This is a genomic window from Pseudomonas sp. KSR10, from assembly GCF_022355455.1.
Lineage (GTDB): Bacteria > Pseudomonadota > Gammaproteobacteria > Pseudomonadales > Pseudomonadaceae > Stutzerimonas > Stutzerimonas stutzeri_E.
Genome location: NZ_JAKOEN010000011.1, coordinates 288,054 through 299,565, shown reverse-complemented (window position 1 = coordinate 299,565; position 11,512 = coordinate 288,054). Strand labels below are relative to the sequence as shown.

Below are 11,512 nucleotides of genomic sequence, written 5' to 3'. Positions count from 1 at the left end.
CACTCTGCAGTTAAAAAAAGCCCCCGCATTCGCGAGGGTCTTTTAAAGACGGAGCTTCGATTCAGATGTTGCTGTCGAGAAACGCAGCCAGCTGCGACTTCGACAGAGCGCCAACCTTGGTGGCTTCGACATTACCGTTCTTGAACAGCATCAGCGTCGGGATGCCGCGCACACCATACTTCGGTGGGGTTTCCTGGTTCTCGTCGATGTTCAGCTTGCAGACTTTGAGCTTACCCTCGTATTCCTTGGCAATCTCATCGAGCACAGGAGCGATCATCTTGCAGGGGCCACACCACTCGGCCCAGTAATCGACCAGCACAGGGCCGTCAGCCTGGAGCACGTCCTGCTCGAAACTGCTGTCGCTGACATTATTGATGTATTCGCTCATGGATTTTCTCCAGGGTCAAAACAGAAAGTGACGCCATCATAGCCCGGCTTGGTGCGGACCGAAAGCCGCAGCCTGTCACCTGGACAATCGCCAAATGGCAACGGGTGCAAGCTATGGGCGCGATATCCAGACGCTTCGTATGGGCGTTGCGCGTTGGCGGATGTCGATGATCATGTCAGGATGTCGGGGTTTTGCACAGAGACTGTCCCATGCGCCCACTAGTCGCCGAACCTTCTCCGATGATCGCCGCCCTGGATCTCGGATCGAACAGCTTCCACATGGTCCTGGCCCGCACCAGCAACGGCGAAATGCGCATCATCGAGCGGCTCGGTGAGAAAGTCCAGCTGGCCGCCGGTATCGACGAAAATCGGATGCTCGATGATGACGCCATGCAGCGCGGCCTCGACTGTCTGCGCCGCTTCGCGCAACTGGTCAATCATCTGCCTCAGGGCGCTGTACGGGTGGTCGGCACCAATGCCCTGCGCGAAGCCCGTAACCGTGCGCAGTTCATCCGTCAGGCCGAGGCGATTCTCGATCATCAGGTCGAGGTGATCTCCGGCCGCGAGGAAGCACGACTGATCTATCTCGGCGTATCGCACACCTTTCCGGCGGCCGCCGGAAAGCGGTTGGTCGTAGACATCGGCGGCGGTAGCACCGAGTACATCGTCGGCCAGGGTTTCGATTCGCTGCTACGCGAAAGTTTGCAGATGGGCTGCGTGAGTTTCACCCAACGCTTCTTCCGTGACGGCAAGATTACCGCTGCGCGCTATGCCCAGGCTTATACGGCGGCGCGGCTGGAGCTGATGAGCATCGAGCACGGTTTGCGTCGGCTCGGCTGGCAGGATGCGGTGGGTGCGTCCGGCACCATCCGCGCCATTGGTCTCGCCATCAAGGGTGCCGGGTTGAGCAACGGTCAGGTCACCAGCGAAGGGCTTGGCTGGCTCAAGCGCAAGCTATTCAAGCTGGGCGACGTGGACAAGCTCGACATGGACGGCATCAAGCCGGATCGTCGGGCCATCTTCCCGGCAGGTCTGGCCATCCTCGAAGCGATCTTCGATGCGCTGGAGCTCACCAGCATGGCTCATTCCGAGGGCGCCCTGCGTGAAGGCGTGCTCTACGACCTCATCGGCCGCCATCATCATGAGGATATCCGCGATCGCACGCTGAGCTTTCTCATGGAGCGTTATCACGTCGATCTCGAGCAGGCGACGCGGGTCGAAAGCAAGGCACTGGAAGCGCTCGATCAAGTGTCGACCGACTGGGGGCTGGACGAGGATTGGCACCGTGAGCTGCTTAGCTGGGCCGCGCGGATTCACGAAGTAGGTCTGGATATCGCGCACTATCATTATCACAAGCACGGCGCCTACCTGATTGAGCACTCCGATCTTCCCGGATTTTCTCGTCAGGACCAGCAAATGCTCGCACTGCTCGTGCGCGGCCATCGCCGCAACATACCGAGCCAGAAGTTCGAAGAACTGAGCGAAGACGGCGTAAAGCTCACCCGGCTCTGCGTGCTGTTGCGCTTCGCCATCCTGTTCCACCACATCCGCGGACCGCAGCAGGCGCCAGCGTTCACGCTCAAGGCAGGCGACAACAGTCTCGATGTGGCCTTTCCCGAGGGCTGGCTGGAGAACAATCCGCTGACCCAAGCCGATTTCGCCCTGGAGGCAGAGTGGCTTAATCGGATCGACTTCACCCTGACGGTACGCTGATCGCGCCGTGCCGGACCGTATAGCGGCCGGCAAGGCACGCGGCGGACTGCTCAGCGTGCCGTCGGGCTACCTAGACGCTCTAACAGCGTATTCTGAACGTTACGCGGGTTCTGGTTGCCACTCGGGCTGTTGCGCAGGTAACCACCGTCGGGCTGCAGCACCCAGCTCTGCGTATTGTCGGTGAGGAAGCCTTCCAGCTCCTTTTTTACCCGTGTGATCAGCTTCTTGCCTTCCACTGGAAAACAGGTTTCGACCCGACGGTCCAGATTGCGCTCCATCCAGTCCGCACTGGACAGATAAAGTTTCTCGTCGCCGCCGTTGAGGAAGTAGAAGACCCGACTGTGTTCAAGGAAGCGGCCAATGATCGAACGCACTTGAATGTTGTGCGAAACACCAACGACCCCCGGGCGCAGGCAGCACATACCGCGCACGATCAGATCGATCCGCACGCCGGTCTGGCTGGCCTTGTACAGGGCGCGAATCATCTTCGCATCGGTCAGCGAGTTTATCTTGAGAATGATATGCGCCGGCTTCCCCTCGCTGGCGTGCTGGGTTTCCTGGGCGATCATGTCGAGCAGCGCCTTCTTCAGGGTGAACGGCGCATGCAGCAGCTTCTTCATGCGCATGGTCTTGCCCATGCCGATCAACTGGCTGAACAGCTTCGACACGTCTTCGCATAGCGCATCGTCAGAAGTCAGTAGGCTGTAGTCGGTGTACAGCCGGGCATTGCCGGCGTGGTAGTTGCCGGTCCCGAGATGCGCGTAGCGCCGCAATTCGCCATTTTCGCGGCGCAGGATCAGCATCATCTTGGCGTGGGTCTTGTAGCCAACCACACCGTAGATCACCACAGCACCGGCCTGTTGCAGTCGGCTCGCCAGCTGAAGATTGGACTCCTCGTCGAAGCGCGCCCGCAGCTCGATCACCGCAGTGACTTCCTTACCGTTACGCGCCGCTTCCACCAACGCGTCGACGATTTCCGAATTGGCGCCGGAGCGATACAGCGTCTGTTTGACTGCCAGCACGCACGGATCCTTGGCAGCCTCGCGCAGAAGGTCGACCACGGGCGTGAACGACTCATAAGGATGCAGCAGTAGAATGTCCTGCTTGCCGACGACGCTGAAAATATTCTCGCTGTTCTGCAACAGCTTAGGGATTGCCGGTGTGAATGGCGTGTACTGCAACTCCGGGTGGCTATCCAGACCGGTGATGCCGAACAGCCGGGTCAGGTTGACCGGACCATTGACCCGATAGAGCTCGCTTTCGCTCAGGCTGAACTGCTTGAGCAGGAAATCCGCCAGGTGCGGCGGACAGGTGTCCACCACCTCCAGCCGCACCGCATCGCCATAGCGGCGGGAAATCAATTCACCACGCAGCGCTCGTGCCAGATCCTCAACATCCTCGGTGTCCACCGACAGATCAGCATTTCGCGTCAAGCGGAACTGATAGCAGCCCTTGACCTTCATGCCGTGGAACAGGTCGTCCGCATGCGCATGGATCATGGAGGACAGAAACACATAATTGGCACCGGGACCGCCCACCTCTTCGGGGACGCGTATCACCCGCGGCAGCAGCCTGGGTGCCGGAATGATCGCCAACCCCGAGTCGCGGCCAAAGGCATCGATACCTTCCAGCTCAACGATGAAATTCAGGCTCTTGTTCACCAGCAAGGGAAACGGATGGGTCGGATCCAGGCCGATCGGGGTGATAATCGGCGCGATCTCGTCTCGGAAATATCGACGCACCCAGGTCTTGAGCTTCGTCGTCCAGTGCCGCCGACGAATGAAGCGCACCTGATGCTTGGCCAATTCCGGCAGAAGCACCTCATTGAGAATCGAATACTGTCGATTGACCTGTTCATGCACCAGATCGGAAATCCGCGCCAGCGCCTGGTGCGGCTGCAGACCATCGGCACCTGCCTGTTCGCGAGCGAAGGTGACCTGTTTCTTCAGCCCGGCGACACGGATTTCGAAGAACTCATCAAGGTTGCTGGAGAAGATCAGCAGGAACTTCAACCGTTCCAGCAATGGATTGGACTCATCCAGCGCCTGCTCCAGCACTCGAATATTGAATTGCAGCTGCGACAGCTCACGATGGATATAGAGGCTGTTGTCGTCCAGATTCGGCACTGGTTGTACCGGCGGCGCGGGCACCTCCTCCACTTTCTCCGCTTCCTGCGGAAGCTCCAGTGGCAATGGCGCCTCATCGGCGGAGGCCAGCTGCAATTCGCTCTCGCTGAGTCCCTGAGTAGTCATCAATCTGCCTCGGAAGGGCTTATTGCCCCTGTTTCAATTGTTGTGCCGCCTGTTTGGCGAAATAAGTCAGGATGCCATCGGCGCCCGCGCGTTTGAAGGCAGTCAGCGATTCGAGAATTACCGCATCGCTCAGCCAGCCGTTCTGAATGGCCGCCATATGCATTGCATATTCACCGCTGACCTGATAGACGAACGTGGGCACGCGAAAGGCATCTTTGACGCGCCACAAAATATCCAGATAGGGCATCCCGGGCTTGACCATGACCATGTCGGCGCCTTCGGCGAGATCGGCTCCCACCTCATGCAGCGCCTCGTCCCCGTTGGCCGGGTCCATTTGATAGGTGTTCTTGCTGCCCTTGCCGAGGTTCGCCGCCGATCCCACCGCATCGCGGAACGGGCCGTAATAGGCGCTGGCGTACTTAGCCGAGTAGGCCATGATGCGCACGTTGTGGTGATCGGCGACTTCGAGCGCTTCACGAATCGCCTGGATACGCCCGTCCATCATGTCTGACGGTGCCACCACCTGGGCGCCGGCTTCGGCAGGGGACAGCGCCTGCCGTACCAGCGCATCGACGGTAACGTCGTTCTGCACGTAGCCATGCTCGTCGAGTATGCCGTCCTGGCCATGAGTCGTGAACGGGTCGAGGGCCACATCGGTGATGACGCCAAGTTCCGGGAAGCGCTCACGCAGCGCTCGCGTCGCACGCTGGGCGATGCCGTCCGGATTCCACGCCTCAGAGGCATCGAGCGATTTCTTCTCCAGCGGAGTAACCGGGAACAGCGCCAGCGCAGGAATCCCCAACGCCACCCATTCCTCAGCCTCCTGCAGCAGCAGGTCGACGGACAGACGCTCCACACCTGGCATCGACGGCACCTGCTCGCGACGATTCTCGCCGTCGAGGACGAATACCGGCAGGATCAGATCGTCCACGCTCAGCACGTTCTCGCGAACCAGCCGACGAGAAAACTCATCGCGACGGTTACGACGCAGGCGAGTAGCGGGAAACAATCGATTGGCAGGAACGAAACTCACAACGGACTCCTGACCCGCAACGCGGGCGAATATGACGTTTATAGGCCGACTTCGTGACCAGTTGATGACAGCGGCATCCACACCAGCCACCGAATGACGTCATTGTCGCCACCCAAGGCGTGCACTGCCAGTGCTTTGAGCGACCAATCCTCGCGCGAATGCATCTCGGCCGGAGTCTGCATCGACTGAACACCCGTCGCGATGGAGCATCCAAGCCTATGAGGCGTGGGCTTACCTTGAACCTCGCCAAGGATTAGCATCGATCGCCTTCGTCCGGCTCTGTTGCTGGGCCGCTGAATCTGACCAGGAGTACCCGATGAACAAAAAAGTCGCCGTGATTCTTTCCGGCTGTGGCGTCTACGACGGCTCGGAAATCTATGAGAGCGTGATTACTCTGCTGCGCCTGGATCAGAGGGGCGCCACGGTTCAATGTTTCGCGCCGAACATTGAACAGATGCACGTGATCAATCACCTGACCGGCGACGAGATGCCGGAGACCCGCAACGTGCTGATCGAATCCGCGCGGCTGGCTCGCGGCCAGATCAAGGATCTGAAGGACGCGAACGTCGAAGACTTCGATGCGCTGATCATGCCAGGCGGGTTTGGTGCGGCGAAGAACCTCTCCGACTTCGCCACCCAAGGAGCAGACTGCACGATTCTTTCGGACGTGATATCGATCGCACAGGCCTTCGCCAAGGCCCGCAAGCCGGTCGGCATGATGTGTATCGCCCCCACGATGGCCGCACAAATCTTCGGTCCCGGCGTGGTCTGCACGCTGGGCAATGATGACGACCCAGCCGCAGCCGCATCACGGGAAATGGGCGCCGAACACCAGGCATGCGAAGTCACGGAGATCGTCGAAGATTCCAAGCACAAGCTGGTGACAACACCTGCATATATGCTCGCGCAATCGATCAGCGAGGCGGCGTCGGGCATCTACAAGCTGGTCGATCGGGTTCTGGAGCTGACCAATAAATAAGCATCCCTCGCGACGCCCCAATCCCGAGCCCCGGCTCGGGATTTTCGTTAAGCCTGTGGCTATACGGCCAATCGTACCGGTGCTCCCGCCGCACCACTGGTCAATCTTGCCTCGCTCCGGCAGCTTTGGCTGATCTGCCAGGAAGCCGCTGCTCATGCCCCCCTACAAAATCGACACAATCGAAGAGCAACAGCAGGCCGTACGCCAGCTTTTCGAGCGCATTCCGTTCAACGAGTATCTGGGCATCGAGCTTGACGAAGTGTCTCGCGAGCGCGTCGTGATGCATCTGCCGATGAAACAGGAACTGGTCGGCAATTTCTTTCATGGCATTCTGCATGGTGGCGTGATCGCCTCGCTGCTCGACGTCGTTGGTGGCGCCATGGCAATGATCGGCGCGTTCGAAAAGCATCAGCACCTAACCATTGAAGAACGCGCTCTGCGTCTCTCGCGTCTCGGCACCATTGATCTGCGCATCGACTATCTGCGCCCGGGACGAGGCAAGCGCTTCAGCGCCAGCGGAACGCTGTTGCGCTCAGGCAATAAGGTGGCGGTGGTTCGCTCTGAATTGCACAACGAGGAAGGCGTACTGGTGGCAGTGGGTACAGGCACCTATCTCTGCGGCTGAGCCATGCGCGCGGCACACCCGAAGGGGAACGGTCGGCCGCTAATTGTTTCGCCTAGCGGGCTCTGGCTCGCATCAGCTGGGTCAGCAGGCGATCCAAGGCATTGGCGAAGGCCTGGCGATCCCTTTCGCCATAGGCCGCCTGACCACCGCTGGCCTGGCCCTGTTCACGCAGGTCGGTGAATAGATTGCGCACCGCCAGACGGTCGCCCATGTTGCGCTCATCGAACTCGCGACCGCGCGGGTCGAGCGCAGCTACCCCCTTTTTGACCAGACGATCAGCCAACGGAACATCGCTGCAAATCACCAGCTCGCCGGGCTGGGCGTGCTCGACCAGATAATCGTCCGCAGCGTCCGGACCACTGGGTACTACGATCAGGCGAACACAGGCGAAGGCTGGTTTGATCTGACTCTGCCCCGCCACCAGCAACACGTCGAATTTGCGCTTGAGGGCGAACTTGATCAGCTGCTCTTTCGCCGCCTTTGGACAGGCATCGGCGTCGACCCACACCCGCAACGGTTCGATCGCCGTCATACCGCAGCCCGCCGCACCGTCGCCAGCAAGGCCGCCGTGCCGGCGAACATGGCGGCAAAGCTGCGATTGACCAAGCGCTGCTGGCGGGGCGTGCGCAGCAGCCTCAATACCTTGGCTGCCAGCCCGGTATAGCCAGCCATGACGATCAGGTCGACCACTACCATGGTGGTCCCCATATGCAGGTACTGCACCACCAGGTCCCGATGCGGATCAAGAAACTGCGGCAACACGGCAAGAATGAACACGATGGCCTTCGGGTTGCTGGCATTGACCAGAAACCCGCGGAAAATCAGGGCCAGCGGCTGCCCGATTGGCCGTGGCCCAGCGCTATCGTCAAGCACCGAGGGCACCGCTTGCCACTGCTTCAGAGCGAGCCATAGCAGGTAGGCGACACCAAACCATTTGATCAGGCTGAAGGCCAGTGAGGAGGTCGCCAGGACGGCGCCCACCCCCGCCGCCACGACTGCGATCTGCAACGCCAGCGCGATTTGCAGGCCAATGGCGTTCCAGTAGCCGCGCCAGAAGCCGTACCGCAACCCACAGGACATAGAGGCGATGGCCCCAGCGCCCGGCGACAGGCTGATGACCCAACAGGCAACAAAGAAGGCAAGCCAAGTTTCGAACGTCATGTTGAATCCTCACACCACCGGCTGCACCGAGCAGGCGCAGCCGGCGATAGGCCTCAGTCCGGTATGTCTTTGCCGAGCTTCACCGGCTCTTTCAACTTGCGATTCATTGCCTTGCGCATGCGAATGTTGAGGGCTTCGACCGTCAACGAGAATGCCATGGCGAAGTACACGTAACCCTTGGGTACGTGTGCACCGAACGCTTCTGCGACGAGCAGCGTGCCCACTACGATCAGGAACGACAGCGCGAGGATCTTCAGTGTCGGATGCTTGTCGATGAAATCGCTGATGGTGCCGGCCGCCAGCATCATCACCCCGACGGCGATGACGATCGCGGCGATCATAACTTGCACGTTGTCCACCAGCCCCACCGCGGTAATCACCGAGTCCAGCGAGAAGACGATATCGATCACCGCGATCTGCAGGATGATCCCAACGAAACCGGCCTTGGCCGCGCCTGCGGTGGTGCCGTCCTGCGCCTCTTCCCCTTCGACGCTGTGCCAGATTTCCATGGTGCTCTTGAACAGCAGGAACAAGCCGCCGAAGAACAGAATCAAATCCCGCCCGGACACGCCGTGCTCGAACACGGTGAACAGCTCGTTGGTCAGACGCATCACCCAAGCGATGGATAGCAGCAAGAGAATCCGCGTGCCCATCGCCAGGGCCAACCCGAAGAAGCGTGCCTTGGGCTGCTGCTCCTTCGGCAGGCGCCCCACCAAAATGGAAATGAAGATGATGTTGTCGATGCCGAGGACGATTTCCAGGGCGGTCAGGGTCAGAAACGCGACCCAGATTTCTGGGCTGCTAAGCCATTCCATGAGTGTTACTCGTGTGTGCTGTGATTGGAGGTTTGGATATCGGTCCCACGCCAGCGGCGCAAGACTTTCTGGAAGAACAAGCTGTTTGGCACCTGAACGATCGCACCGGTTCCACTCTCGGAGACTTCCTCCAACGTGGTGTAGAGCATGTTGATGTCGATGACCCGGCCTTTGACGATCGGCTTGTCGAAGCTCTCGACCAACTCCACCAGATCGCCCAGCCGAAAGGGCCCCACAGTCATGATCAGCACGGCGCAGAGCAGATTGGACAAAACACTCCAGATAGCGAAAAAGGCGACTGCCGCCACCGCAACGAAACCGGAGAACGCTGTCCAGAGCACCGTCGCCGACACCCCGAAGCGCTCGAGCACCATGATCAGCGCGCCGCCGATGATGAGCCAGCGAACGCCACCGCGCAGCGGCAGCAGCAACTCAGGCGGCAATGGATAACGGCTGCCAAGTCGACCTAGCCCACGCGTCACCAGACGTTGCAACAGGTAAGCGATGAACAGGATCAGCAAAACCTGCAGCCCGAGCAGCAACGGGTCGCGCCATTGCTGGGAAAGCAGTAACAATTGCTCGCTCATACGCTGCCCTCGAGCTGCACTTGCAAAGTTTCCAGCGCTTCCAGTGCGACCAGCCAGGCCTCCTCCAGCTCACCCTCGCGCACTTTCAGCTCCGCCTGCTTGGCCAGCAGCTCGCGCAACTCATCTTTGCGCGCAGCCTCGTAGAGTGCGGCATCACCTAAGCGCTGTTCCAGCACGGCCAGCTTTTCCTGAACTCCGGCCAGCTCGTTTTCAAGCTTGTCGGCCTGGCGCTTGAGCGGCGCCAGCTGTTGGCGCAACGCAGCCGCCGCCTGACGCAAGGCACGCTTGTCGGTCTTATCACCGGCGGGCTCGGCTGCGCTGGACGGTTGCTGACGGGCGCGGTAGTCCACCAACCATCGAGCGTAATCTTCCAGATCTCCGTCGAAGGTGACGACTCGCCCATCGGCCACCAAGAGAAACTCATCGGTCGTGCTCTTGAGCAGATGGCGATCGTGCGACACCACCAACACAGCCCCCTCGAAGTCCTGCAACGCCAGCGTCAGAGCCAGACGCATCTCCAGATCCAGATGGTTGGTCGGCTCGTCGAGCAGCAACAGGTTGGGCTTGCCCCAGGCGATCAACGCCAGCGCGAGTCGCGCCTTTTCTCCGCCGGAAAAATTCAGGACTGGCTCGTCACAACGATTGCCGCGAAAATCGAAACCACCGAGAAAATCGCGCAGCACCTGTTCGCGCTCACCCGACGCGACGCGCTGCAAATGCAACAGCGGGCTGGCCTTGGCATCCAATGCGTCGAGTTGATGCTGGGCGAAATAGCCGATCACCAAATTCTCACCGCGCTGCAGACGACCGCCCAGTGGTTGCAACTCGTTGGCCAGCGTCTTGATCAGCGTCGACTTGCCCGCACCGTTGGGACCGAGCAGGCCGATCCGTGCGCCAGGCACCAGCTGCAACTTGACCTTGTCCAGTATCAGCCTGTCGCCATAGCCGAGACGCCCTTCGGCCAGATCCAGCAACGGACTGGAAACCTTGTCCGCTTCACGGAACATGAAGTCGAACGGCGAATCGATATGCGCCGGGGCCAGTTCTTCCAATCTCTCAAGCGCCTTGATTCGACTCTGTGCCTGGCGCGCCTTGCTCGCCTTCGCCTTGAAACGCCGAATGAAATCCTCCATGTGCTCGCGCTGCGCCTGCTGCTTTTCGAACGCTTGCTGCTGCTGTGCCAGGCGTTCGGCACGGGCACGCTCGAATGCCGAGTACCCCCCACGATAGAGGGTCAGCTTGCGCTGTTCGACATGCACCACGTGGCCGACCACCTCGTCGAGGAAGTCGCGGTCGTGGGAAATCAGCATCAGGGTGCCCGGATAGCTTTTGAGCCAGGTCTCCAGCCAGAGAATGGCATCCAGATCGAGGTGGTTGGTGGGTTCGTCGAGCAACAGCAGATCCGAAGGACACATCAAGGCCTGTGCCAGATTCAGGCGCATCCGCCAACCGCCGGAGAAGCTGCTGACCGGTAGATCCATCTGTTCGTTGGCGAACCCCAGGCCGGCGAGCAGCTTGCGCGCTCGGGCATCGGCGGAATAGCCATCGGCGTTGTCCAGCTCGGTATGCAAACGCGCCAAGGCGGTGCCGTCATGAGCGGACTCGGCGATGGCCAGCTCGGTCTGGACACGGCGCAACTCGGTGTCGCCATCAAGGACATAATCGACGGCTAGGCGATCGAGCGTGTCGACCTCCTGGCGCATGTGGGCGATACGCCAATCCGGCGGCAGCTGGCAATCGCCGCCGTCTGCAGTGAATTCGCCACGCAGTAGCGCGAACAGGCTGGATTTGCCGGCGCCATTGGCACCTACCAGCCCCACCTTCTGGCCAGGATGAAGGGTCAGCTCGGCGCCTTCCAGCAGTCGCTGAGGCCCGCGCTGTAGAGTCAGGTTCTGAAGTCGGATCATAATGGCGGCGGAGTTTATCAGGTCGCCCGGAAATCCATCCGGCTCTTACGAAA

12 protein-coding genes are annotated in these 11,512 nt (G+C 60.3%); 3 read left to right on the top strand and 9 right to left on the bottom strand.

Features of this window, described 5'->3' with window-relative positions:
- Positions 1–61 precede the first annotated feature (61 nt).
- A complete protein-coding gene (gene trxA, locus MCB86_RS05250) occupies positions 62–388 on the bottom strand; it encodes a thioredoxin TrxA (protein WP_019341284.1) in 327 nt (108 codons plus the stop codon).
- A 209-nt stretch (positions 389–597) separates the two neighbouring features.
- On the opposite strand from trxA, the gene ppx reads away from it, so the two are divergent.
- A complete protein-coding gene (gene ppx, locus MCB86_RS05245; RefSeq protein WP_239610192.1) occupies positions 598–2,100 on the top strand; it encodes an exopolyphosphatase in 1,503 nt (500 codons plus the stop codon).
- 50 nt (positions 2,101–2,150) lie between these two features.
- Here ppx and ppk1 read toward each other — a convergent pair whose 3' ends face one another.
- The 3 genes from ppk1 to MCB86_RS05230 are packed head-to-tail and all read right to left on the bottom strand — an operon-like array spanning position 2,151 to position 5,567.
- Positions 2,151–4,355: a polyphosphate kinase 1 gene (gene ppk1, locus MCB86_RS05240; RefSeq protein ID WP_196298633.1), complete on the bottom strand. Its 2,205-nt coding sequence runs from the start codon at positions 4,353–4,355 to the stop codon at positions 2,151–2,153.
- 16 nt (positions 4,356–4,371) lie between these two features.
- Complete coding sequence (gene hemB / locus MCB86_RS05235; protein ID WP_239610191.1) at positions 4,372–5,385, bottom strand: porphobilinogen synthase; 1,014 nt, start codon at positions 5,383–5,385, stop codon at positions 4,372–4,374.
- A gap of 38 nt (positions 5,386–5,423) precedes the next feature.
- Positions 5,424–5,567, bottom strand: a complete 144-nt coding sequence (locus MCB86_RS05230; RefSeq protein WP_239610189.1) for a hypothetical protein — start codon at positions 5,565–5,567, stop codon at positions 5,424–5,426.
- 134 nt (positions 5,568–5,701) lie between these two features.
- On the opposite strand from MCB86_RS05230, the gene elbB reads away from it, so the two are divergent.
- On the top strand, positions 5,702–6,364 hold the full coding sequence (gene elbB / locus MCB86_RS05225; RefSeq protein WP_045160476.1) for an isoprenoid biosynthesis glyoxalase ElbB: 663 nt from the start codon (positions 5,702–5,704) through the stop codon (positions 6,362–6,364).
- A 154-nt stretch (positions 6,365–6,518) separates the two neighbouring features.
- On the top strand, positions 6,519–6,989 hold the full coding sequence (locus tag MCB86_RS05220) for a thioesterase family protein (protein WP_045160475.1): 471 nt from the start codon (positions 6,519–6,521) through the stop codon (positions 6,987–6,989).
- A 52-nt stretch (positions 6,990–7,041) separates the two neighbouring features.
- On the opposite strand, the gene MCB86_RS05215 is transcribed toward MCB86_RS05220, so the two are convergent.
- From MCB86_RS05215 to MCB86_RS05195, 5 genes are read right to left on the bottom strand one after another with little or no spacing between them, the layout of a single operon-like run.
- Positions 7,042–7,503, bottom strand: coding sequence for a YaiI/YqxD family protein (locus tag MCB86_RS05215; protein ID WP_239610275.1), 462 nt, complete (start codon positions 7,501–7,503; stop codon positions 7,042–7,044).
- A gap of 14 nt (positions 7,504–7,517) precedes the next feature.
- Positions 7,518–8,150 carry a LysE family transporter gene (locus tag MCB86_RS05210; protein WP_045160474.1) on the bottom strand — a complete coding sequence of 211 codons (633 nt, stop codon included), beginning with the start codon at positions 8,148–8,150 and terminating at the stop codon, positions 7,518–7,520.
- A gap of 53 nt (positions 8,151–8,203) precedes the next feature.
- The gene (locus MCB86_RS05205) at positions 8,204–8,965 is read right to left on the bottom strand and encodes a TerC family protein (protein WP_239610187.1); all 762 of its coding nucleotides are present in this window, start codon (positions 8,963–8,965) and stop codon (positions 8,204–8,206) included.
- Positions 8,966–8,970: 5 nt separating this feature from the next.
- Positions 8,971–9,552: a mechanosensitive ion channel family protein gene (locus tag MCB86_RS05200; RefSeq protein ID WP_045160471.1), complete on the bottom strand. Its 582-nt coding sequence runs from the start codon at positions 9,550–9,552 to the stop codon at positions 8,971–8,973.
- Positions 9,549–11,459 carry an ATP-binding cassette domain-containing protein gene (locus MCB86_RS05195; protein ID WP_239610185.1) on the bottom strand — a complete coding sequence of 637 codons (1,911 nt, stop codon included), beginning with the start codon at positions 11,457–11,459 and terminating at the stop codon, positions 9,549–9,551. The genes MCB86_RS05200 and MCB86_RS05195 overlap by 4 nt, the downstream gene beginning before the upstream one ends.
- Positions 11,460–11,512: the final 53 nt, after the last annotated feature.

Coding starts and splice junctions, on each gene's coding strand:
- MCB86_RS05230 (WP_239610189.1), bottom strand. CDS start 5,567: ATGCAGACTCCGGCCGAGATGCATTCGCGCGAGGATTGGTCGCTCAAA.
- MCB86_RS05220 (WP_045160475.1), top strand. CDS start 6,519: ATGCCCCCCTACAAAATCGACACAATCGAAGAGCAACAGCAGGCCGTA.
- MCB86_RS05200 (WP_045160471.1), bottom strand. CDS start 9,552: ATGAGCGAGCAATTGTTACTGCTTTCCCAGCAATGGCGCGACCCGTTG.
- MCB86_RS05210 (WP_045160474.1), bottom strand. CDS start 8,150: ATGACGTTCGAAACTTGGCTTGCCTTCTTTGTTGCCTGTTGGGTCATC.
- MCB86_RS05195 (WP_239610185.1), bottom strand. CDS start 11,459: ATGATCCGACTTCAGAACCTGACTCTACAGCGCGGGCCTCAGCGACTG.
- trxA (WP_019341284.1), bottom strand. CDS start 388: ATGAGCGAATACATCAATAATGTCAGCGACAGCAGTTTCGAGCAGGAC.
- MCB86_RS05205 (WP_239610187.1), bottom strand. CDS start 8,965: ATGGAATGGCTTAGCAGCCCAGAAATCTGGGTCGCGTTTCTGACCCTG.
- ppx (WP_239610192.1), top strand. CDS start 598: ATGCGCCCACTAGTCGCCGAACCTTCTCCGATGATCGCCGCCCTGGAT.
- elbB (WP_045160476.1), top strand. CDS start 5,702: ATGAACAAAAAAGTCGCCGTGATTCTTTCCGGCTGTGGCGTCTACGAC.